The organism is Amycolatopsis decaplanina DSM 44594 (assembly GCF_000342005.1).
Lineage (GTDB): Bacteria > Actinomycetota > Actinomycetes > Mycobacteriales > Pseudonocardiaceae > Amycolatopsis > Amycolatopsis decaplanina.
On sequence record NZ_AOHO01000075.1, the window covers coordinates 60,435 to 81,210 of the forward strand.

Below are 20,776 nucleotides of genomic sequence, written 5' to 3' on the forward strand. Positions count from 1 at the left end.
GATTCCGCCGGACTTTCCCTCACGAACCCGCTCACCGGAGTCAGCGAACACGCCGGTGACCTCCGGTTACTTAAGTGCACAAAGCCGCGTCATACGGGCAATCATGCCGCCGCGAACTCAGAAGGGCTGTGGTGCGCGTCATAATTTTTTCGATGCCGCTCCGCGTCCGTGATGGGAGTCGTTCCGGCCATGCGGGGAGTCGAACTCGGTTTCGTCCGGATCCAGAATCGGGAGTTGGGATGATTTGTGATATTCCGCGACCTGGTGACATAGGCCTCCGGCCGGTACCCGGTGCGATCGGCTGGCTGATCCGGGTCGGGCACTGGTTGATCGGCGACGGCTTCGGCGACTTCGGGCACGCCTTCTGCGTCTTGCGCGACGGATTGATACTCGAGCAGTGCCTGAAAGGGGCCCGAATTCAGCCCTTGGCAAAGTACGAACCTTTCCCGGGCGTGTACGTCTCGCCCGCCGGACTGAGCGACGAGCAAAGAGCCGCTATTTGCGACGTCGCAACACGTTATGTCGGGACGCCTTATTCCTTCCGATACTACGCCGGGCTCGCGGCGCGACGTCTTCACTTGATTTTTCCGGGTTCACGGCGCCCTGAGACACCGGCCGGGCGAATGGTCTGCTCACAATTGGTGGACCGGATCTATCTGGACGCGGGTGTGCAACTGTTCGCCGACGGGCGGTGGTTCGGACACGCGACCCCGATGGCGCTGTGGAGGCTCCTCGGCGAGGACCGGCCGGCGCGCCCACAAGCGCGAACCGGCCTTGCTGTGGGATAAGGCGCACGAATCGCCATACTCACCCGGTTTCGTCAGGGCGGCCCGCCTGGAGTGAAGAACCGGGCGCGCGCCGAGGTGCTTCAGGCTCGGACGTGTGCGATCAGCCCGCCCACCAGAGCGCCGAAGCCGCCGATCGCGGCCAAGGTCCGGACGAGATTCCACCGTTCCCAAGCACCCTCGAACTTCGCCCGCAGCGCCTCGAAGTCGGTGTTGTCGCCGTCGAAACCCGCTTCGAGGGCGTTGTTCAGCGGCACGTTGATCGCCATCGTCACGATCAGCATCACCAGCAGCAGGACGAACCCCGCGACGATCCACGGCAGCGCGGACCGCGGTTCCGACCGGAAGTGCAGCGCCGCCGCCACCGCGGCCAGCAACGGCGCGCCGCCGAAGCCGAGCGCGAACCAGCCGTTGAGAATCGCGATGTTGATCTCCCGCATCCCCGTCACGTACGTCCGGGCGTCGGCCCGCCCCAGCCCCGGCATGACCGAGCACGTGTAGGCGTAGAACAAGCCCGCGATCAATCCCGCCGCGATGACGGCCGCGATCAGGACGATCTCGCTCAGCGTCGCCATTCCTGTCGCCTCCCTTCCGATTCCCGCTCGTCTCATCGATTCCAGACCCCAGAGGCCGCGGCCTTCGCGGCATAGTCGGAGAAGTCCCTCGCGGGCCTGCCCAGCACCTTCTCGACGTCACCGGTGAGGAACTCGTTCCGGCCGTCGAGGACTCGGGCGAACAGGTCGGTCAGGCCCGCGATCTCTTCTTCCGGCACGCCCTGTTCGGCCGCTCCCGCGGCGAACTCCGCGGCGGAAACCGGAACATACTGGACCTCTCGCCCCGAAGCCTTGCCGATTTCCGCCGCCGCGTCCGCGAAACTCAACAAGCGGGGACCGGTCAGCTCGTACACCTCGCCGTTGTGCCCGTCGGTGGTCAGCGCCGTCACCACGACGTCGACGATGTCCTCGACGTCGATGAACGGCTCGGTCACCTGGCCCGCGGGCAGCACGATCTCGCCGGTGAGCACCGGTTCCAGCAGGAAGTGCTCGCTGAAGTTCTGCGCGAACCAGCTGGCCCGCACGACCGTCCACTCGGCACCGGAGTCCCGCACACCCTGTTCACTCACCACGGCCTCCTCCTCGCCGCGCCCGGACAGCAGGACCAGCCGCCGGACGCCGTGCTCCACGGCCAGCTTCGAGAAGTCCCGGATCGCTTCGGCGGCACCGGGGAAGGCGAGGTCGGGATAATAAGTCACGTAGGCCGCGCCGACCCCGGTGACCGCCGCCGTCCAGGTCGACCGGTCGTTCCAGTCGAACCCGGGACGCGACGCCGTACGGACCTCGACACCCCGCTCGGTCAGGCGCCGCGCCACCCGGCTCCCCGTCTTGCCGGTAGCGCCGAGGACCAGGACCGTCTCGTTGTTCTTCGTCTCTGTCATACCCCTAGTCAAGCGTCTCCAAATGAGACGGAACATAGTTCAAAAGCTCATTTCCATGTTTCATCGTCTACACTTCTCGGCATGGATCCCCTCGCCGGTCTGCTCGACGGACCCCGTGCCCGCGGCGCGTTCCTGCTGAAGTCGGTCATGACCCCGCCGTGGTCGCTGCGGATCGAGGACGAGGCGCCACTGACGGTGATGGCGCAGGTTCGCGGCGAGTCCTGGGTCGTGCCCGACCACGGGGAAGCGGTCCATCTCGGCACCGGCGACATCGCCATCGCGCGCGGTCCTGACCCGTATCTCGTCGCGGACGACCCGGCCACGCCACCGCAGGCGGTGATCCTGCCCGGACAGGAATGCCTGACCCCGGACGGGCAGCACCTCACCGAGTTGTCCGATCTCGGCGTCCGCACCTGGGGCAGCGACCCGGACGGCCCTGTCGTCCTGCTCACCGGCACGTATCCGCTGGAGGGCGAGATCAGCAAACGGCTCCTCAACGCGCTGCCGTCTCTGCTGGTCGTACGGGACGAGGAGTGGGAGAACCCGCTCGTGCCGTTGCTCGCCGGGGAGATCGTCAAAGACACGCCAGGGCAGGAAGCCGTCCTGGACCGGGTGCTCGATCTGCTCCTGGTCACCGCCCTGCGCACCTGGTTCGACAGGCCCGGCGCCGCGGCACCCGCCTGGTACCGCGCGCACAGCGACCCGGTCGTCGGGCGCGCGTTGAAACTGTTGCAGCACAAGCCATCCGAGGCGTGGACCGTGGCGAGCCTCGCGGCCGGCACCGGAGTGTCCCGGGCCGCGTTCGCCCGGCGGTTCACCGCCGCGGTGGGCGAACCGCCGATGGCCTACCTCGCGAGCTGGCGTATCGCGCTGGCCGCGGATCTCCTGCGCCAGCATCCCGATGTCACGATCGGCGCGGTCGCGCGACAGGTCGGTTACGGCAGTTCGTTCGCGCTCAGCACCGCGTTCAAACGCGAACACGGCGTCAGCCCACAGGGTTACCGCGCCGGCGTCGCGTAACGCTCGACCAGTTCGGCGCCGATCCGCGCGAGTTCCTCCTGGACCGACGGCGGACCCAGCACCTCGATCATCGAGCCCCAGCCCGCGAGCTGCTGGGCGATCATCCACGCCACCGGCGCCGACACCGTCACCCGCACACGCCCGTCGTCGAGCGTCTCCTCGACGCTCGCCTGCCGTCCGAAGTGGTCCTGGAGGATCGGCAGATGCCGCTCGGCGATGAGCACGGTCGCGTCCAGCCCCGAACGCCGTTGCTCGACCCGGTCGACCACCTGCTCCCACGCCCGCGACAACTCGAAGTCGCCCGGCCGCCCCGCGAGCAGGTCGGTGACCTCGGCGTCGGACATGCGGTCGACACGGAAGGTGCGCTGGCCCTTCTCGGTACCCGCGATGAGGTACCAGATGTCGTCCTTGTCCACGAGCCCCCACGGATCCACGACCCGCTCGACCGGTTCCGCGCCCTTCTTCGCGTAGCCGAGGCGGACTTTGCGACGGCGGACGATCCCAGCCTGCAGCACGGTGAGCAGTTCGGGCCGTTCCTTCTCGCGCTCACCCCAGCTCGACGGGTCGATGACGACCGCGTCCGCGGCGGCCTGGGCGTCCGCGCGGAAAGTGTCCGGCAGAGCCCGGACCAGCTTCCGCAGCGCGGATTTGACCTCGGACGAGATGGACGCGGCCGGACCCGCGAGCAGGAACAGCGCCTGAGCCTCCGACGCCGACAGTCCACTGAGGTCGGTCCGCGCGCCACCGACCAGCGACCATCCGCCACCCCGGCCGGGCTGCGGGTACACCGGCACGCCCGCGGCGGACAACGCCTCGAGATCACGCCGAGCGGTGGCGACCGAGATCTCGAGTTCGTCCGCCAGTTCGGCGGCCGTGACGCGGCCCCGAGCCTGCATCAGCAGGAGGGTGGCCACCAGGCGATCGGCACGCATGCGCCCAGTCTCGCAGGCAAACCGCTCACCCGATGCGCACTTTGACTCCTTCGTACCCGCAACCAGGTGCCGAATTGCGGCTACCAGTGGGAGGGAGGGGAAAGCGAATCGGGCAGCTTCGTCGTCGCGTCGCCCTTCGCCGCGTCCAGTTGCGACTGGACAAGGAAGAGCACGTCACGGAAATCCGCGCCGCGGATGTCGGCGTCGCGCAGGTCCGCCCCGGTGACGTCGGCCTGCCGCAGATCGGCTCCCCGCAGGTCCGCGCCGATCAGGTAGGCCCCGCGCAGAAGCGCGCCGCGCAGGTTCGCCCCCTTGAGTTTCGCGCCGATGAGGTCGGCGCCGCGCCGGTCCTTCTTCTTGCCCGGCACGGCGGCGCGGGCGAGTTCGCTCGCCCGCAGCAGCAGTCCGTTCACCGCGGCCCGATGCGTGTGGACGTCCGACTTCCTCAGCACGCCGGGCGTGTCCAGCGTCATCCGCTCGGTCCGGTCGATCATCTCCGCCAGGTCGTCGCGGATCGTCGCGGACGTCGGCAGCGAAGCAGCCTCGGTGAGGTAGTAGAGCAGCTCCTGCAGGTCCCGCATGACCGGGAAGACCGCGAACATCGACTTCGCCGTCTTCGGTGCCTTCCGCCAGTCCTCGCCGTTAAAGGTGATCTGGGAGACCTTCTGACCCGCGCCGAAGCAGTCGTAGACAGTGCAGCCGGTGAAGCCCTTCTTGCGGAGCTTGTCGTGGATGCCGCACCGGGAATCCTCGCGCAGGTTCGGGCACGCCTGGCCCGCCGGTTTGGTGATCGCGAAATCGGCCGACGCAGCGAAGGCCGGGACGACACAGCACAGGCCGAAGCAGTTCTCACAGTCGGCTCGCAGGCTGGAAAGGGCTGGCACGGTGGTTCGGACTCCCGATGCTCGACAGGTGTTCCAGCCACAGGGTACGGAGGAGCCGAGGTGCACTTTCCGTGCAGGGCACCCGCCGCCAATGGCCGCCAGACGAAGGTCGGGTCCTGCCCCGTTCAGTCGATATCGGACATGTCAAACGCTCAATAACCTCGATCTTCGTGGGATTCGGCAGGTGCCGTCCCATGCGGTCGAGCTGGACCGCTTCCGCCGCTGTGGTCTTGACCGGCCGGTCCCCTGCGAACGACAGGACGAACACATGCGAGAGACGAGACAAGCGCGTTGGCTGTCCCGTGCCGGAATGGCGAGCGCGGTCGCAGTGGCGATCAGCGTGACCGCCACTCCCGCGCAAGCCGCCGAAGGACAGATCCTCGCCGCGGGATCCGCCCAGGCGATCCCGAACAGCTACATCGTCACGCTGAAGGACACCGGCGTCGTGAGCACGCTGGCGAGCCGCTTCGGCGCGAAGGTGGAGCAGGTCTACAGCAGTTCGCTCAAGGGCTTCTCCGCGACGTTGTCGGAGAGGCAGGCCAAGCGGCTCGCCGCCGACCCCTCGGTGGCGTCGGTCGAGCAGAACCAGGCCGTCCACGCGGACGCGACCCAGACCAACCCGCCGTCCTGGGGTCTCGACCGCGTCGACCAGCGCAACCTCCCGCTCGACAAGAGCTACAGCTACACCAGCACCGGCGCGGGCGTGAACGTCTACGTCATCGACACCGGCGTGCGGATCAGCCACCAGACCTTCGGCGGCCGGGCCCGCAACGGCTACGACTTCGTCGACAACGACGCCGTCGCCCAGGACGGCAACGGCCACGGCACCCACGTCGCCGGCACCATCGCCGGTTCGCAGTACGGCATCGCCAAGGGCGCCACGATCTACGGCGTCCGCGTGCTCAACAACTCCGGCAGTGGCACCACCGCCGGTGTCATCGCGGGCATCGACTGGGTCACCAAGAACCACGTCAAGCCGGCCGCGGCGAACATGAGCCTCGGCGGCGGGGCCTCCACCACGCTGGACGACGCCGTCCGCCGCTCGATCGCCGCGGGCGTCACCTACGGCGTGGCCGCCGGTAATTCCAACGCGAACGCCTCCGGCTTCTCCCCCGCCCGCGTGACCCAGGCGATCACCGTCGGCTCGACCACCAACACCGACGCGCGGTCCAGCTTCTCCAACTACGGGGACCTGGTCGACATCTTCGCGCCGGGTACGAGCATCACGTCGTCGTGGAACACCAGCGACACCGCGACGAACACCATCAGCGGCACCTCGATGGCGACCCCGCACGTGGTCGGCGTCGCAGCTCGTTACCTGCAGAACAACAAGACCGCCACGCCCGCGCAGGTGGCCACCGCGCTGATCAACGCGGCCACCCCCGGCAAGGTGACCAACCCGGGCTCCGGTTCCCCGAACCGGCTCCTGTACTGGGCGCCGACCGCCTAAAAAGCTCGTGAGTGGTAAGGACGGTTCTAACCGTCCTTACCACTCACGAGGTGTTTCGCTACAGCACCTTGCGGATGCTCGGCACCACGGCCGCGAGTCCGGCGGCGTTCGGGTGCAGCGGGGCGAAGCTGTTGTTCACCACCGACGGGATGAGTCCTTCGATCCACTTGACGCCGATCGGCTGACAGGCGTCGTGACCGATGCTCGGCGTCCGGATGTCGACGTACTTCGCACCGTGCGCGGCGGACTGCTCGGCCATCCGCGCGTTCAGCCGGTCGATGTTGGCCTGGATGTAGTCGGCGTCCTGCGGCAGGACCGGGACGAGCGGCCAGCAGCCGCCGGATTTGATCCCGGTCGGGTAGCCCACCATGACGATCTCGGCCCGCGGGGCGCGCTGGCGGATCTGCTCGATGACCGTGCCGTAGGTCGCGGCGAAGGCGTCGATCTTGGTGGCGTACTTGTCCACTCCGCCCGCGGTGTTGGCCGCCTTGCACGACGCGCCCACCGGGAGCAGGTTCACGCACGACGTCGCGAGTCCGACCAGTCCGATGTCGTTGCCGCCGATGCCGACGGTCACCAGCGTCGTGTCGGCCGAGAGCGCGTCGTACTGCGGCGGGTTGGTGCCGGAGATGATGCCCTTCTGCGGGTTGGTGAAATGGGACGTGGTCGCGCCGCCGCAGGTGACGTCGCGCAGTTCGTCGACGTCGGTCTCCTTCGCCAGCAGGCCGGCGTAGTTGATCGCCGACCGGGCGCAGGTGAACAGATCGGACTGTGGCAGGACCACCGAGCCCGCCGAGAACGAGTCACCCATCGCGACGTACACCTGACGCTCCGCCGCGGCGAGAGCCGGTGTCCCGATTCCGACGAGGGTCAATGCGGTGCCCGCCACCGCGGCGATCCGGGCGAGTCTTCCCCAGCGAGTACGTGTCACTGCCGCCTCCTGCATGCGTCGTCGAATGCTGCGGTCAGCGTCCGCCGGACAGCGGCGAACCACTAGAACGGAGGCGCGCGTTCTTGATCGGAGTTTTGTAGGTTGCCTCTATGACGAAGGCGTCGGCTCAACCCTGGCGCAGGCTGGACGCCTCGGTATTGACCCGGCTGGAGCCGGACACCGCCGCGATCGCGTCCGCCGCGATGGACCAGGTCCGCGCCGGACTCCGGATCCCGCTGGACGACCGGACGGCCGCCAACCTCCAAGTCACTCTCGACGTCGCACTGGACGCTTTCTTCACCGAGATCGGTCATCCCGACAGCACCACCGACCGGGAGGTCTACCGGGCGCAGGGCCGGGCCCAGCACACCGCCGGCCGAAGTCTCGAAGAGATGCTCGGCTTCTACCAGTCGGCGGCACTGGGGGTCTGGCGGCAGCTCACCTCGGCGGCACCGGCGGTGGACCTGCCGACCCAGGCGATCGTCGAACTCGGCGAGGCGCTCTTCGCCTTCATCGCCGAACTCTCGGCCGCGGCCGCCGACGGATATGCCGAAGCGCGGTCACAGGCGGCGCGGGCCGGGCAAGCGCGGCGGGACCGGCTCCTCGGTCTGCTGCTCGCCGAACCGGCCGCCGCGCGGGACGTGCTCGACGACGCCGCGAACCAAGCCGCGTGGATACTGCCCGGTCGTCTCGTCATCGCCGTCACCAGCGCCGATGTCGCACCGCGGTTGCTGGACAGGATGCCGGGACGGGTGCTGATCGGCCGTCACCACGACTTGACCGCCGTGGTCATGCCCGCCGACCGGCTCGAGTGGTACCTCAGCCGGTTGCGGGACCTGCTCGGCGGAGAGCAGGCGGGAGTGGGCCCGGTGGTGCCGCTGCGTTCGGCCGCGCTCAGCGCTCGGCGGAAACGCCCTCGTCCACACCACCGATCACCGCATCGATCTGCTGCTGACCGCCGATGCCGAACTCGCCGCCGAGTTCTCGAAGGACGTCCTCGCGCCCCTGGCGGGTCTGCCGGAACCGGCGAGGCAGCGGCTCACCGCAACCCTCGCGGCCTGGCTCGCGCGGCCCGACCAGCCACAGGCGATCGGCGTCGAACTGCACGTCCATGTCCAGACCGTCCGGTACCGGATCCGGCAGTTGCGAACGCTCTTCGGCGGCACGATCGACGATCCGGCGGGCCGCTTCGCACTGGCGATCGCCCTGAGGATCGATCCGCTGGTATCGAGGGAACCTACAAACGCTCAAAGCGGGGCGTCCATCCGCTGCGTCCCGACGACCGATAGCAACCGCAACGCGTTCTCCGACGGGGTGCCGGGTTCGGCGATGTAGATCACGACCTGCTGGTCGCGGTCGCTGCCGTCGAGGAGTTCACGGATCAGCCCGGTGACCTCGGGATCGTCGGGATAACGGCCGGCGGTGGCGCGGAGATTCCGGACCGCGCTCGCGGAGAACTCCGTCGACGTCGGACACCCCGTACAGCCGTCTACTCTCCGGCTGTGGCCCGAGGAACGCGCGGCGCACGAGGTGACGCCACGCCGCAGCAGGGCCGCGAAGTCCTCCACCCGTGTCGTGCTCGCCGCCCACACCGAGTCCCAGCTGAAGGCCGTGGCCGAGGAGATCCGCGCGGAGGGTGGCGTCGCGTTCAACAACGGCGCGACGAACGTGCCGCCCGGCCCGATGGACCAGGTGACCGAAGCCGATTTCGACCACATCTACGCGGTGAACCTCAGGCGTCAACAGCCTCACCGCCTCGGCCGCCGTCACCTACGGCCCGGAAGGGATCCGCACCAACGCCGTCGGACGGTCGTCCGGGTGGACGGCGACATGCTGTCCTGACCCGGGGCAGGGGTGGGTGATGCGGGGGAACCGGTGTTCACCCGCAGGCGTCTGAACGCGCACGACCCACACCCTGACCAGGGGTCGCCCAAGGAGAGCCGATGTCATTCCTTGATCCGGAGCCGTTCTACGCCAAGCTCACCTCGGGAGACGCGGCAGGTATCGCCGAGGTCGGCGCCACCATCGCGGACGCCAAGGCGTCGTTGCAGGCCGTCGCGGACGGGATCTCCGCCGGGGCGCTGCGAGCGGCCCGGTCATGGCGCGGCACGGCTGCGGCGGAGTTCGTCGGCAAGGCGAAAGCCTCTTCACGGGCCGTCGCCGAGGTCTACGACCAGCTCCACGCCGCGGAGTCAGCCGTCAAGGGTGCCGCGAACGCGTACTCCGCGCTGCGGACGTCGGCCGACACCGCCATCGCGCCGTGGCGCAAGCTCGGCCTGAGCGATCTCCTCGAAGCGCCGGAAATCGCGATGAAGACCGTCCGGGCGCTGACCGTCGCCCAGCAGACCTACGAAAGCAAACTGAACGCGCTCGCCGCCACGACCGACGACGGCGGCGGCTGGGACAGTGAGGGCAACGCCGACATCAGCGGTGTCGATCCAGGACAGCCGTGGACGTCGCAGGGTCTGGCCTACGACGGCAAGAACCTCCTCGTGGGCTCGTACCACGACGGCGACGGGGACGGGAAAGGCGACAGTCCGATCGGCCCCGGGCTGACCCCGAGCAGGCTGACCTACGTCGACTACGAGACCGGCGTGGAAGCGGGAAACGTCTATCTCAACGGCAACGGCGAGGTCGGTGCGCCCACACACACCGGTGGCGTCGCGACGGACGGCGAGCACGTCTGGGTGTCGTCCAACGGATACGTATACGTCTACGACAAGGCCGAACTCGACGCCGCGCAGAACAGCGGCAAGCCCGTCGACGCCGTGGACGTGGTCGCCACGCCCGCCCACAGCTACGTCACTTACGCCCAAGGCAGACTCTTCGTGGGCGACTACACCAACAACCGGCTCTACGAAATCCCCGTCGGCACGAACGGTTCACCAGAGCCGGACAAGGCCGGAGACCCGATCGAGACGCCGAACAACGTCCAGGGTGTCGTGGTGCGCGACGACGAGTTCATCTTCTCCTCCTCCGACGGGCACAGCGGCAAGTTCTACCGGCAGGACCGCACGCCGGAGTGGTACGACTTCAACGATCGCGAGGAGATCGAGCTGAAGGGCGGCGAGCCGGGCAACGAAGACGGCTACGACTCGCACGGCGTCGAAGAAGCGGTCGAGATCGACGGGGAGATCGTGCTGGCGCACGAATCGGGTGCCTACGGCTACCAGAAGAATCCGGGATCGAAGTGGGACGAGCCGGAGCTGACCAGGATTTCCCTGGAAGAGCTCGGTCTCGACCCGGACGGCGCGCTCTCCCCCGGCGACGCCGGATACGAGACCGATCCCGATTCGCTGGTCGGTGCCGCGGGAGTCCTGGACGGGGCGACGTCGACGTTGAGCGCCGCGGCCGGCGCGATGTCACGGTTGCAACTGGTGTCGCATCTGCTCGGTGATGTCCCTGCAGCCGCGACCTTCAGCGACACGTTGACCAAGCGCATCGCCGCGGCAGGCGACCGGCTGACGGCGGGTGTGGACGCGGTCGGCGGCATCGCCGACAGCCTGGTCACCGGCGCGGACACGTACCGGCGTAACGAAGATGGGATCCGCGAGGGTTTGGACAAGCTCGGCGAAGTCCTCCCCTGAGCCAAGCGAGATCAGGGACGCTTCGCGTGCGCGTAAGCGAGTGCCGGGACGAACTCGCCGGCACGACTGGCGGGAGCCTCTCCGCACGGCCCGTCGGAGATGCCTGGAGTGGTGAGCCAGAGCAGTTGCAGCTTGTCGCGCTCGGGCCTCAGTATCTGATCCTGTCCTACGCGGGCGCCTGCCGGATTGCAGTCCCCGGAGGTCGGTGCTCCGCTGCGGCTGCTGTCGGCCACCATGAGGTAGTCGTTCCGACCGGTGGCCGCCAGTAGGTGGTCTCGGATGGCGCTCGCCTTCGCGGTCGCGGTGGGCTCGTCGGCGTAGCCGCGGACGTTGACCGCGAATCCGTCGACGTCTCGCCCCGCCGAAGCTACCGTCTCAGCGGCCGCGGCCGGTGAGGTCACGTACGGCCCGTCTCGCACGCTTCCGCCTGCTCCGGGTCGACCATGAAGATCGGCATCGTGTTGGTGCCGCCGGCCTGGCGGACGGTCTGTTTCACCTGTTCTGCCGCGCGAATGACCTGGGCTGCTGGACGTGAGGCGATCTGGTCGCGAATGACGTCGGTTTCGGGGCCGGCCGGCGGCGAGCGCACCCAGGCCGCGGCCGGGTTGTACTCGTCTACATAGAAGTCGCTCGCGGAGCCGAGCAACGGGAACGGCGCCGCGACGGCGGACGGATCGATCGCGTGTCCTGCCGGCCCGCACGCCGAGGCGAGGGCGAGCAGGACGACGAGAGCCGACTGCCGGCCGCAGCACCACCCCACGTCGTACCTCCTCATCTTTCACTTGTACCCCTATGAAGATCAGGTCGTTTTGTCCGTTTACGCGATACGCGTATCTAGTTTCGCGCATCTTGCACGCGAAACCCTAAGCAGAGATATGCACCGTGATAATGCCTCTTATGACTGAGTGCCCCGGAAAGAGGGGATCAGATCGGGGCGCGAAACGCGCTCGCTGGAGGCGGCAGAAGCCGGAGTGAAGACACCAGGAGGGGCGGTATCGGCGCTCAGCGGCCATCTGAGAGCGTTTTGCCTGGTCAGGCCCACCCTTTTCGCCGGAGCGAACAAAGGGAAATCATGAGGAACTCGCTCCGGCAAGCCATGCTCGGCTTCGGCGACGCGGCGGGGGCCACGCCCGCGGGCGCGCAGACCGAGCTGGTCCAGACGATGAGCTGCAGCCACTCGCACTCGAACAAGGACAGCGGTGAGGGCAGGGCGCTGTGCCGCACCGGGCCAGTCGGCAAGGGCACGTTGAACTACTGCCACTGCTGGACCGTCGATGACATGGTCGGCGGCAAGCGCCCCTGGACCTGGGACGCATCGCGGGCACATAGACCGCGGGCTGGTTCGCCGACGCGTATCTCAGCGGCGGTGGCGCCACGAAACAGTGCTGATCTGAGAACGACGTGGCCCCGTCCGGCGAACCGAACGGGGCCACGGTCTCCTAAACGGCCTCGAGGACGAAGAACAAGAAACTCAAGAAGGCGGTCTTACCCGCGAGTTCCTCGGGGAAGCGCTCGTGCGCGCCCGGTGCCGGAGGAGGCTCGCTGACGACGGCCGTCCGGAAACCCGCCGCGGTGAAGGCGTCGGTCATCGCGTGCAGTGGCCGATGCCAGTACGTCAGCACGGCTTTCTCGCCGCTGAAGGTGTACTCGTCGGACCACTTGACGGTCTTGAAGTAGTCGGCTTCGGGGTGGATCAGCTTGTAGATGATCGGGTGGTTGACGGCCATGATCAGCCTGCCGCCGGGTTTCAGCACGCGGCGGATCTCGGCCAGCGGCCCGGTCCAGTCTTCGAGGTAGTGCAGGACGAGAGCGGCGATGACGTCGTCGAACTCGCCGTCGGAAAAGGGCAGCGGGGCGCCGATGTCGGCGACCTGCAGGGCCGCGTCGTCACCGAGCCGTTTCCGCGCCAGCTCCAGCATCTTGGCGCTGGAATCGAAGCCGGTCACGATGGCGCCCCGGTCGCGCAGTGCCTCGAACAGAGGACCCGCGCCGCAGCCGGCGTCGAGGATCCGCCTGCCGGTCACGTCCCCGGCCAGGTCCAGGATGGCGGGCTGGGTGTAGTACGCGTTGTTGAGGCTGGTTTCGTTCTCGGCCGCGTACGCCTCGGCGAAGGTGTCGTAGTCGTTTTCGTTGGTCTCGGTGAGGTTGTCAGGACTGACGGGCATATGGCCCAATATGGCACAGCAGGCCTGCTCCCGGTCCAGGATTCGAACCTGGACTGGACGCGTTCTGAGCGCGTTGCCTCTTCCGTTGGGCTACAGGGGCGTCGGTGCCGTGGGTGCGGTTCCAGGGAGTCGAACCCCCTGTGTCGCGTGGACGTCCGGTTTACAGCCGGCTGGGGCTCCGCAGCCCCGTCTCCACCAGGTGTCGCGCGCATATCCTAAAGTCACCGGAATTCGCCGACCGCGAATTATCCGCGCAATAAAGAAAGCCGCCTGATCGAATGCTCGATCGGCGGCCCCCTGACGTGACGTTCTACGTCATGACGAGGAGCCTAATCTGCCCAGAAGGATTTCGTGGCCCGCTGAACGCGCGGCCGCGGGCCCCGAGGCCTTGCCGATTAACGAACCTGAGGTTCCCCGACGCGTGGATCGAACGGCTCTAGTCGTGAGTGGTAAGGACGGTTCTAGCCGTCCTTACCACTCACGACCCCAGGGTGATTCCGAGCAGGGCGAGCGACTCAGCCCAGTTGGAGCCGATCGGCCAGACCGGCAGCGGTGAAAGCGGCCACCAGGTCGTCACGGCCTTCGGTGAAGTGGTCCCAGCTGTCGATGTGCACGGGGACGACCGTGCGAGCGTCGAGGATCCGCGTCGCTTCCGCGGCCAATGCGCTGTCGAGGACGAGCAGTGCGCCGTCGAAGACCGGCTTCAGGCGCGGGGCCCCGGCGAAGAGCACGGCGGTGTCGACCGGGCCGAACCGGTCGGCGACCTGCCGGACGACGTCGAGCGAGGCGTTGTCACCGCTGACATAGACAGTCGGCAGGCCCTGGCCGGTGAGCACGAAGCCGGTGACGTCGCCGGTGACCTTCTCCGCACCTTCCGGTCCGTGAAGCGCGGGCGCGGCGGTCACAGTCACGACTCCCCCGCCCGGCCGGGCCAGCTCGATCGTCTCCCAGGTCTCCAGCCCTTTCGCGGTGCCGCCGAGACGGCCCGCGCCGCTGGACGTGGTGAGGGTCAAAGGCACGTCCGCCAGCAGTTTCCGGCCGGAGTGATCGAGGTTGTCGGGGTGCTCGTCATGAGAGAGCAGGACGGCGTCGACGCGGCCGAGGTCCGCGGGGTTCACCGAGGACGGCGCCGTCTTGGTGAGGCCGGGTCTCCCGTTGGGCCTCGCGTAGTGGCCGGGTTCGTCGAAGGTCGGGTCGGTCAGGAAGCGCAGGCCACCGTATTCGATCAGGGCGGTCGGCCCGCCGAAGACCTGGACGGAGAGCTGGTCGCCGAGCTGGTTCATCTTGCACCTCACGGATGAGTATTGTTCTTTCCGTGAGTAACATTAGTCAGCTCTCACGGAAGAGTGCAACGACTTCCGTGAGGCTTTCTCATGGTTGATCCCAGCGCCTACCATGAGAACGTGGACGACACCGCTGTGCTCCCCCCGGCCCCGGGCGCCGAGCAGTACGTCGCGCTGGCGCTCGCCAACACCACGATCGCGCTGCCCGGCGGCCAGTTCACCGATTTGCTCGGCACCCCGGCCGCCGCGACGGACTGGCTCGCCGAACAGGGGCTCGCCCCGATCGACGCCGGTCTGCAGGAGATGTGCGCCGGTCTGGTCCGTTCGTTGCGTGAACAGGTGCGGGTGCTGCTCGCGTCGAGGTCCTGCTCGGGTCCGGCTCCGCAGAGCGCCCTCAACGCCATCAACGACGCGCTGAGCAAGGCGCCCACCGCCGAACTCCTGCGCTGGGACCCGATCCGGGGGCTGTACCGCACCGCGTCGCATCCGATCACCCAGATCGTCGAGCACGCGTTGGCGACGCTCGCCGCCAACGCCGCCGACCTGCTGACCGGGCCCGACGCCGAGCGGATCGCCGCCTGTGGGTCGCCGCCGTGCACTCGGTTCTTCCTGCGCAACGGGCGGCGCCAGTGGTGTTCCGTGCGCTGCGGCGACCGGGCCCGCGCCGCCCGCGCCTACGCCAAGCGCTCCCAGCCGGTGGCGTCGGCTCAGCGGTAGGACGCGAACCGTTCCAGCAAAGGCTTCGGGGAGTCTTCAGCGAAGCAGAGCACGAGGCTTTCGGCGGATTCGGCTGCCGAGGCCTCACTGCGCGGGAACAGCGCCGCCTCGTACGCGCCGAGGGCGGCTTCGACGTCGCCGGGATTCGTGACGAGGGCGAGGCCGAGTTCGGCGCCGTCGAGCATCGCGAGATTGGCGCCCTCGCCGGCGAACGGCGACATCAGGTGGGCGGCGTCCCCGAGGAGGGTGACACCGGGGACGCGTTCCCAGCGGTGGCCGATCGGCAGGGCGTGGATCGGCCGTGGGGTCAGTGCGCCGTCGGCGTCGGTGATCAGCGCTCGCAGTCCCGCGCCCCAGCCCTCGAAGTGGTCGAGCACCGCGGCCTTCGCGGCGGCGGTGTCACTGAAGTCGATGGTGGAGATCCAATCTTCGGCGGTCTTCAGCGCGATGTAGACGTGGAGGCTGCCGGTGGCGTCGTGGTGCGCCAGAAATCCTTTGCCGGTACCGAGCGCGAAGAACATGCCGCTTCCGACGAGTGCCGCGCTCGCGGGGTGGCGATTCTCGGCGTCGTTCAGGTGCAACTCGACGAAAGAGACGCCCTCGTAGGCCGGTTCGGCGTCGGAGACCAGAGGCCGGACTCTGGACCACGCGCCGTCGGCGCCGATCAGCAGGTCCGTGGTGAACGCCGTGCCGTCCGCCAGGGTGACCTCGTGGCCGCCGTCTCCGAGCGGGTGCGCGCCGGTGACCTTGGCACCCCAGCGCACGGTGCTCTCAGGCAGGGAACCGAGCAACAGGTCGCGCAGGTCGCCGCGGGCGACTTCGGGACGGCCGCCGTCACCGTCGTCTGTCTCCTCGAGATGCACGACCGCGTGCTGGTCGAGGATGCGCAGGGCCTCGCCACCTGGGTGCACGAGCTTGCGGAATTCGTCGTGGAGACCGGCGGCCCGCAGTGCCGCCTGGCCGGATTCCTCGTGGATGTCGAGCATCCCGCCCTGTGTCCGCGCGGACGGCGACGCGTCCAGATCGAAGACCGCGGCCTCGATGCCGTTGACGTGCAGGACGCGGGCCAGGGTGAGCCCACCGAGGCCGGCGCCGATGATCGCGATGCGGTGATGTGTGGTCATGTGGGGTTCCTTTCGGGCGGCAGGCCGGTGTGTGTGATTCCGGTGATCAGCACCTGCAATCCCCACGACATCCGCTGCGCGGGCGCTCCGGTGAGCAGGTCTGCCGCGTGTGCGGCGATCTGGGGATGGGTCGTCTCGTCGGCATCCCGCACGGCACGGGCCAGGGCATCCCAGTCATCCGGCGATTCCCCGTCGGCGTGCTCGGCCGCGGTCGCCGTCGCGTACTGCAGGAGGATGTCGATCCCCCACGCGCGCCGCTCGAGCGGTACGTCACCGTCGGCGAGCAGGGCGAGCAGGTTCTCGACCAGGCCGAGGTAGTTCTCGCCACTCGGGCGGGCCACCAGCGCGGACAGGGCGAGACCGGGATATTCGAGCAGCGTCGCGGTGTAGGCCGTGAGCAGCTTTTCGAGCCGGTCACGCCAACCGCCCTCGGATGACGGCGGGGCGATCGTGCCGAGGAGTTCGTCCAAGATCGCCGCATGCAGCTCCGCGGTGTTGCGGACGTAGACGTAGAGCGAGGCGGCACCGGTGTCGAGTTCCTGCGCCAGGCGGCGCATCGTGACCTTCCGCAGACCTTCCTCGCGCAGGATCGCGACCGCGGCGGCGACGATGCCTTCGCGGGTCAACGCGGGTTTGGCCGGTCGCTCCCGGCGGCTCTTCTCAGGTGCCATACATCCACCATAACGAACATGTTCGTGACGAACAAGTTCGTAGCGAACATGTTCGACGCAGGTCACAATGCGTCATGCTTGCTTCCAACGGGGGTTTGTCCGTCCACTGCGGACTGAAATGACAACGGCAGAGAGATCGACTCTCCCTGCCACTTCTAACGTATAACGCACCTGGGGGCTTGCGGCAAGACCCCGGTCATGTCGCAGAATCCCCCGCCGTACCAGCATGAGCTCGACATACGGGGGAACTCTTGATCGACGTGATCATCGCCGGCGGCGGACCGACCGGCATGATGCTGGGCGCCGAACTGCGACTGCACGGCGTCCACGTGGTCGTCCTGGAGAAGGATCTGGAACAGACCAAGGTCGTCCGCTCCATGGGCCTGCACGCGCGCAGTATCGAGGTGATGGACCAGCGAGGTCTCCTCGAGCGATTCCTCGAACACGGAACGAAGTACCCGGTCGGCGGCTCCTTCGCGGGCATCCCGAAATCGGCGCCGCCGCTGGACAGCGCCCACGCCTACATCCTCGGCATCCCGCAAACCGTCACCGACCGCCTCCTGATCGACCACGCCGCCGAGGCGGGCGTCGAGATCCGGCGCGGCTGCGAACTGGTGGGCCTGAGCCAGGACGAGGACGGGGTCGACGTCGAACTGGCCGACGGCACGAGGTTGCGCTCGCGCTACCTCGTCGGCTGCGATGGCGGCCGCAGCACTGTGCGCAAGCTCCTCGGGATCGACTTCCCCGGTGAGCCCGCCACCGCCGAGACACTGCTGGGCGAGATGGAACTGACCGAGGACTGGGAAACGGTGCTCGCCGTGATGACCGAGGTCCGCAAGACCCAGCTGCGGTTCGGTCTCTCCCCGATCGGCGACGGCGTGTACCGGGTCGGCGTGCCGGCCGAGGGTCTGGCCGAGGACCCGCGGATCCCGCCGACCTTCGAGGAGGTCAAACGACAGCTCAAGGCCGTCGCCGGCAGCGACTTCGGCGTGCACTCGCCACGCTGGCTCTCCCGCTTCGGTGACGCCACCCGGCTGGCCGAGCGCTACCGGGCCGGACGCGCGTTCCTGGCGGGCGACGCGGCGCACATCCACCCACCGGTCGGCGGGCAAGGGCTCAATCTCGGTGTCCAGGACGCCTTCAACCTCGGCTGGAAACTGGCCGCCGCGGTCAACGGCTGGGCACCGAAGGACCTGCTGGACACTTACCACATCGAACGGCATCCGGTGGCCGCCGCGGTCTTGGACAACACCCGCGCGCAGATGCAGCTGATGTCACTCGATCCGGGCTCGCAGGCGGTCCGGCGGCTGCTGGCGGAACTGATGGAGTTCGAGGACGTGAGCCGGTTCCTGACCGAGAAGATCACCGCGACCGCGATCCGCTACGACTTCGGCGAGGGGCACGAACTGCTCGGCCGCCGGATGCGGGATGTCGAACTCGAGCAGGGACACCTCTACGGGCTGACCCGCGGCGGCCGTGGCCTGCTGCTCGACCAGACCGGCGCGCTCTCGGTACGGGATTGGTCGGACCGGGTGGACCATGTCGTCGACGTCAGCGAGGAACTGGAAGTACCGGCGGTGCTGCTGCGGCCGGATGGTCACGTGGCGTGGGCGGGCGAAGACCAGGAAGAGCTGCTCGGGGCTTTGCGCCGGTGGTTCGGAGAGGGTGAAGTCCTCTAGCGCGCCGGGATCGGCGGTTATTGGCTGGTGGCGTTCCGATACCTGGAGGTCTTCGGCCGGAAAGCCGACACAAGGAATCCAGCCCCGCGTCCGGCCCGGTGATCGTGCTCGACGTCGACAGCGTCGACGACACGCTCGCGATCATCGAGAAGCAGGGCGGTTCGACCCTCGTCGGACGGACCGCGGTCGGTGACAACGTCATCGGTCTCTGCGATACCGCCGGCCGGAGCTGATCCCTGAGGGCCCGTGGCCGGCGTGGTCACGGGCCCTGCGGCCCCCGGTAGGGCAACGTCTGGTTGTAGACGATGTTGGTGTTCGTGCTCCCGAACAGCGCGAGCTCGTTGACGATCTCTTCCAGCCGTCCCATCGACGGGGCCGCGATCTTCAGCGAATAGCAGTCGTCACCGGTGGTCCGGAGGCATTCGAGGATCTCCGTCCGCTCCGCCAGGAGCTTGTGCAACGGCGCGTGTTTGCTGCCCGGGTACTTCAACCGCACCACCGCGAGCACCACGTACCCGGCCTTCTCCAGATCGACCTCGGCGCGATAGCCGGTGATCACCCCGGCCGACTCCAGCCGCTTGACCCGCTCCGTCGTCGCCGACGCGCTCAGGCTGACCCGCTTCCCCAGCTCGGTGAGCGGAAGCCGCCCGTCCTTCTGGAGCTCGACCAGGATCGCCCAGTCCGTCGCGTCGAGAGTCTCGGCCATGCGGCCAGAATACCGGCAGATCCACGGCGGAATCGGTGATACGCCGGGAAAGATCCCTTCCCGGATTTCTGCCCCGCCGATAGCCTTGACCTGTGCGAATAGGTGTCAACGTCCCGAACTTCGGACCGGGGACCGACCCCGGAGTCCTCCGCGGCTGGGCCACCACGGTCGAAGGCCTCGGCTACGACCTGCTCATGGTGTCCGACCACGTGGCCATCACCCCCGACGTCGCCGAGCAGTACCCGGCGCCGTTCTACGAACCGTTCACGACGCTGTCGTGGCTCGCCGGCGTGACGAGCCGGATCCGGCTGGGCACCACCGTGCTCATCGTCCCGTACCGGCATCCACTGCTGATCGCCCGCATGGCCGCGAACCTGAACCAGCTCAGCGGCGGACGGCTCGTGCTCGGCGTCGCGTCCGGCTGGGCCCGCCAGGAATTCGAAGCGCTCGACGTCCCGTTCGAGAAGCGGGGACGGTTGACCGACAGCCACCTCGACGCCGTCCGGAAGGCTTGGGCCGACGACGCCGACTACCGCGCCGGTGACATCCCGATCTGGGTCGGCGGCAACAGCGACGCCGGGATCCGCCGAGCCGTCCGGGTCGGGGACGCCTGGCACCCGCTGCGCGCCACGCTTCCCTGGCTCACCGAAGCACTCACCAGGGTCAAGACGATCGCCGACGCGCACGACCGGCCGGTCCCCGCGTTCGCCCCGCGGATCCTGCTGAACCTCACCGATCGCCCGGTCACCGGACCCGATCGCCCCGCCGGGGAAGGCACGATCGAGCAGATCGTCGACGACCTCGACCGGCTTCGCCACCTCGGCGCCGAGACGGTCGTGCTCGACCCGTTCTCCGGCGACCCCGAAGAGACTCTCCGCCCGGAAGCCGCTTGGCAAGCACTGGCGACCGTGGCCGCACACTGGGAACTGGGCCGCTACCGAACCGAACAGGACCGACCATGACCGAAGAAGACGAGAAGTTCCTCCGCCGCGCCATCGAACTGGCCGCGAAATCCCGTAAGGACGGCGATCCGCCCTTCGGCTCGCTGCTCGTCGGCGCCGACGGCACGGTGCTGGCCGAGGACCACAACACCACGGTGTCGCAATCGGACATCAGCCTGCACCCGGAACTGAAACTCGCCGTGTGGGCCGCGCGCGAACTCGAACCCGCCGTCGCCGCGGCGACCACGATGTACACCAGCTGCCAGCCGTGCGGGATGTGCCAGGGCGCCATCGAACGCTCCGGTCTGGGACGGGTCGTGTTCGCCCTCTCCGGCGAACAGGTCAACGCGCTCAAACCGTCGGCCACCGGACCGGGCGTGCGCCTGGAAGGCCCCGCGTTGTACGACGAGGCCCGCGTCCCGGTGGAGGGCTACTACACCTCGTGAGTGGTAAGGACGGTTAGAAC

Annotated in this window: 23 protein-coding genes, 1 tRNA gene and 1 pseudogene; 11 read left to right on the forward strand and 14 right to left on the reverse strand. The window is 68.2% G+C overall.

Annotation, left to right across the window (positions count from 1 at the left end):
- The first annotated feature begins 239 nt into the window (after window positions 1–239).
- Window positions 240–788, forward strand: coding sequence for a C40 family peptidase (locus tag H074_RS32860; RefSeq protein WP_007034405.1), 549 nt, complete (start codon window positions 240–242; stop codon window positions 786–788).
- Between the two features lie 80 nt (window positions 789–868).
- Here the strand turns inward: H074_RS32860 and H074_RS32865 are convergent, their stop codons facing one another.
- A complete protein-coding gene (locus H074_RS32865) occupies window positions 869–1,360 on the reverse strand; it encodes an anthrone oxygenase family protein (RefSeq protein ID WP_007034406.1) in 492 nt (163 codons plus the stop codon).
- A 32-nt stretch (window positions 1,361–1,392) separates the two neighbouring features.
- Entirely contained in the window at window positions 1,393–2,220 is an 828-nt protein-coding gene (locus H074_RS32870) for a Rossmann-fold NAD(P)-binding domain-containing protein (RefSeq protein ID WP_007034407.1), read from the reverse strand.
- A gap of 81 nt (window positions 2,221–2,301) precedes the next feature.
- Here H074_RS32870 and H074_RS32875 point away from each other — a divergent pair, with 81 nt between their 5' ends.
- Complete coding sequence (locus tag H074_RS32875; protein WP_007034408.1) at window positions 2,302–3,240, forward strand: AraC family transcriptional regulator; 939 nt, start codon at window positions 2,302–2,304, stop codon at window positions 3,238–3,240.
- On the opposite strand, the gene H074_RS32880 is transcribed toward H074_RS32875, so the two are convergent.
- Window positions 3,219–4,172, reverse strand: a complete 954-nt coding sequence (locus H074_RS32880) for a helix-turn-helix transcriptional regulator (RefSeq protein WP_007034409.1) — start codon at window positions 4,170–4,172, stop codon at window positions 3,219–3,221. The genes H074_RS32875 and H074_RS32880 overlap by 22 nt on opposite strands.
- 80 nt (window positions 4,173–4,252) lie before the next feature.
- Entirely contained in the window at window positions 4,253–5,056 is an 804-nt protein-coding gene (locus H074_RS32885; protein ID WP_007034410.1) for a pentapeptide repeat-containing protein, read from the reverse strand.
- A 268-nt stretch (window positions 5,057–5,324) separates the two neighbouring features.
- Here H074_RS32885 and H074_RS32890 point away from each other — a divergent pair, with 268 nt between their 5' ends.
- Window positions 5,325–6,506: a S8 family peptidase gene (locus H074_RS32890; RefSeq protein ID WP_338022566.1), complete on the forward strand. Its 1,182-nt coding sequence runs from the start codon at window positions 5,325–5,327 to the stop codon at window positions 6,504–6,506.
- A 58-nt stretch (window positions 6,507–6,564) separates the two neighbouring features.
- Here the strand turns inward: H074_RS32890 and H074_RS32895 are convergent, their stop codons facing one another.
- The gene (locus H074_RS32895; protein ID WP_039923912.1) at window positions 6,565–7,395 is read right to left on the reverse strand and encodes an SGNH/GDSL hydrolase family protein; all 831 of its coding nucleotides are present in this window, start codon (window positions 7,393–7,395) and stop codon (window positions 6,565–6,567) included.
- A 152-nt stretch (window positions 7,396–7,547) separates the two neighbouring features.
- On the opposite strand from H074_RS32895, the pseudogene H074_RS42495 reads away from it, so the two are divergent.
- A pseudogene (locus tag H074_RS42495) lies at window positions 7,548–8,042 on the forward strand (PucR-like N-terminal domain-containing protein); the annotation flags it as partial.
- Window positions 8,043–8,526: 484 nt separating this feature from the next.
- Entirely contained in the window at window positions 8,527–8,772 is a 246-nt protein-coding gene (locus tag H074_RS41775; RefSeq protein WP_235096941.1) for a helix-turn-helix domain-containing protein, read from the forward strand.
- Here H074_RS41775 and H074_RS40030 read toward each other — a convergent pair.
- Complete coding sequence (locus tag H074_RS40030; RefSeq protein WP_235096934.1) at window positions 8,685–9,155, reverse strand: hypothetical protein; 471 nt, start codon at window positions 9,153–9,155, stop codon at window positions 8,685–8,687. The two genes, H074_RS41775 and H074_RS40030, sit on opposite strands and share 88 nt — an antisense overlap.
- Window positions 9,156–9,380: 225 nt before the next feature.
- Here H074_RS40030 and H074_RS32915 point away from each other — a divergent pair, with 225 nt between their 5' ends.
- Window positions 9,381–11,024 (forward strand): WXG100 family type VII secretion target, encoded by a 1,644-nt coding sequence (locus H074_RS32915; protein ID WP_007034416.1) that lies wholly within the window; start codon window positions 9,381–9,383, stop codon window positions 11,022–11,024.
- Between the two features lie 11 nt (window positions 11,025–11,035).
- Here the strand turns inward: H074_RS32915 and H074_RS40815 are convergent, their stop codons facing one another.
- The 5 genes from H074_RS40815 to H074_RS32945 form a co-directional block, all read right to left on the reverse strand.
- On the reverse strand, window positions 11,036–11,443 hold the full coding sequence (locus H074_RS40815) for a glycoside hydrolase family 6 protein (protein WP_161630712.1): 408 nt from the start codon (window positions 11,441–11,443) through the stop codon (window positions 11,036–11,038).
- A complete protein-coding gene (locus H074_RS40820; protein ID WP_161630713.1) occupies window positions 11,422–11,799 on the reverse strand; it encodes a hypothetical protein in 378 nt (125 codons plus the stop codon). The genes H074_RS40815 and H074_RS40820 overlap by 22 nt, the downstream gene beginning before the upstream one ends.
- A gap of 664 nt (window positions 11,800–12,463) precedes the next feature.
- Entirely contained in the window at window positions 12,464–13,189 is a 726-nt protein-coding gene (locus tag H074_RS32935) for a class I SAM-dependent methyltransferase (RefSeq protein ID WP_007034420.1), read from the reverse strand.
- A 25-nt stretch (window positions 13,190–13,214) separates the two neighbouring features.
- Window positions 13,215–13,289 (reverse strand) — tRNA-Leu (locus tag H074_RS32940).
- Window positions 13,290–13,704: 415 nt separating this feature from the next.
- On the reverse strand, window positions 13,705–14,472 hold the full coding sequence (locus H074_RS32945) for an MBL fold metallo-hydrolase (protein ID WP_007034421.1): 768 nt from the start codon (window positions 14,470–14,472) through the stop codon (window positions 13,705–13,707).
- Window positions 14,473–14,562: 90 nt separating this feature from the next.
- Between H074_RS32945 and H074_RS32950 the strand changes: the two genes are divergently transcribed.
- Window positions 14,563–15,189: a CGNR zinc finger domain-containing protein gene (locus H074_RS32950; RefSeq protein WP_007034422.1), complete on the forward strand. Its 627-nt coding sequence runs from the start codon at window positions 14,563–14,565 to the stop codon at window positions 15,187–15,189.
- Here H074_RS32950 and H074_RS32955 read toward each other — a convergent pair.
- Both H074_RS32955 and H074_RS32960 read right to left on the reverse strand, forming a co-directional pair.
- Complete coding sequence (locus H074_RS32955; RefSeq protein ID WP_007034423.1) at window positions 15,180–16,313, reverse strand: FAD-dependent oxidoreductase; 1,134 nt, start codon at window positions 16,311–16,313, stop codon at window positions 15,180–15,182. The two genes, H074_RS32950 and H074_RS32955, sit on opposite strands and share 10 nt — an antisense overlap.
- On the reverse strand, window positions 16,310–16,984 hold the full coding sequence (locus tag H074_RS32960) for a TetR/AcrR family transcriptional regulator (protein ID WP_007034424.1): 675 nt from the start codon (window positions 16,982–16,984) through the stop codon (window positions 16,310–16,312). The genes H074_RS32955 and H074_RS32960 overlap by 4 nt, the downstream gene beginning before the upstream one ends.
- A 251-nt stretch (window positions 16,985–17,235) precedes the next feature.
- Between H074_RS32960 and rox the strand changes: the two genes are divergently transcribed.
- Window positions 17,236–18,663 carry a rifampin monooxygenase gene (gene rox / locus H074_RS32965; RefSeq protein ID WP_007034425.1) on the forward strand — a complete coding sequence of 476 codons (1,428 nt, stop codon included), beginning with the start codon at window positions 17,236–17,238 and terminating at the stop codon, window positions 18,661–18,663.
- 98 nt (window positions 18,664–18,761) lie between these two features.
- On the forward strand, window positions 18,762–18,896 hold the full coding sequence (locus H074_RS42135) for a VOC family protein (RefSeq protein ID WP_007034426.1): 135 nt from the start codon (window positions 18,762–18,764) through the stop codon (window positions 18,894–18,896).
- 26 nt (window positions 18,897–18,922) lie between these two features.
- Here H074_RS42135 and H074_RS32975 read toward each other — a convergent pair whose 3' ends face one another.
- A complete protein-coding gene (locus tag H074_RS32975) occupies window positions 18,923–19,369 on the reverse strand; it encodes an Lrp/AsnC family transcriptional regulator (RefSeq protein WP_007034427.1) in 447 nt (148 codons plus the stop codon).
- Window positions 19,370–19,461: 92 nt separating this feature from the next.
- Between H074_RS32975 and H074_RS32980 the strand changes: the two genes are divergently transcribed.
- Window positions 19,462–20,331, forward strand: coding sequence for an LLM class flavin-dependent oxidoreductase (locus tag H074_RS32980; RefSeq protein WP_007034428.1), 870 nt, complete (start codon window positions 19,462–19,464; stop codon window positions 20,329–20,331).
- The gene (locus H074_RS32985; protein WP_007034429.1) at window positions 20,328–20,756 is read left to right on the forward strand and encodes a nucleoside deaminase; all 429 of its coding nucleotides are present in this window, start codon (window positions 20,328–20,330) and stop codon (window positions 20,754–20,756) included. The genes H074_RS32980 and H074_RS32985 overlap by 4 nt, the downstream gene beginning before the upstream one ends.
- Window positions 20,757–20,776 lie beyond the last annotated feature (20 nt).

Coding starts and splice junctions, on each gene's coding strand:
- H074_RS32890 (WP_338022566.1), top strand. CDS start 5,325: ATGCGAGAGACGAGACAAGCGCGTTGGCTGTCCCGTGCCGGAATGGCG.
- H074_RS32935 (WP_007034420.1), bottom strand. CDS start 13,189: ATGCCCGTCAGTCCTGACAACCTCACCGAGACCAACGAAAACGACTAC.
- H074_RS32955 (WP_007034423.1), bottom strand. CDS start 16,313: ATGACCACACATCACCGCATCGCGATCATCGGCGCCGGCCTCGGTGGG.
- H074_RS40820 (WP_161630713.1), bottom strand. CDS start 11,799: ATGAGGAGGTACGACGTGGGGTGGTGCTGCGGCCGGCAGTCGGCTCTC.
- H074_RS32915 (WP_007034416.1), top strand. CDS start 9,381: ATGTCATTCCTTGATCCGGAGCCGTTCTACGCCAAGCTCACCTCGGGA.
- H074_RS32865 (WP_007034406.1), bottom strand. CDS start 1,360: ATGGCGACGCTGAGCGAGATCGTCCTGATCGCGGCCGTCATCGCGGCG.
- H074_RS32870 (WP_007034407.1), bottom strand. CDS start 2,220: ATGACAGAGACGAAGAACAACGAGACGGTCCTGGTCCTCGGCGCTACC.
- H074_RS32860 (WP_007034405.1), top strand. CDS start 240: ATGATTTGTGATATTCCGCGACCTGGTGACATAGGCCTCCGGCCGGTA.
- H074_RS32950 (WP_007034422.1), top strand. CDS start 14,563: ATGGTTGATCCCAGCGCCTACCATGAGAACGTGGACGACACCGCTGTG.
- H074_RS32880 (WP_007034409.1), bottom strand. CDS start 4,172: ATGCGTGCCGATCGCCTGGTGGCCACCCTCCTGCTGATGCAGGCTCGG.
- H074_RS32985 (WP_007034429.1), top strand. CDS start 20,328: ATGACCGAAGAAGACGAGAAGTTCCTCCGCCGCGCCATCGAACTGGCC.
- H074_RS40030 (WP_235096934.1), bottom strand. CDS start 9,155: ATGTGGTCGAAATCGGCTTCGGTCACCTGGTCCATCGGGCCGGGCGGC.
- H074_RS32975 (WP_007034427.1), bottom strand. CDS start 19,369: ATGGCCGAGACTCTCGACGCGACGGACTGGGCGATCCTGGTCGAGCTC.
- H074_RS32960 (WP_007034424.1), bottom strand. CDS start 16,984: ATGGCACCTGAGAAGAGCCGCCGGGAGCGACCGGCCAAACCCGCGTTG.
- H074_RS32875 (WP_007034408.1), top strand. CDS start 2,302: ATGGATCCCCTCGCCGGTCTGCTCGACGGACCCCGTGCCCGCGGCGCG.
- H074_RS32945 (WP_007034421.1), bottom strand. CDS start 14,472: ATGAACCAGCTCGGCGACCAGCTCTCCGTCCAGGTCTTCGGCGGGCCG.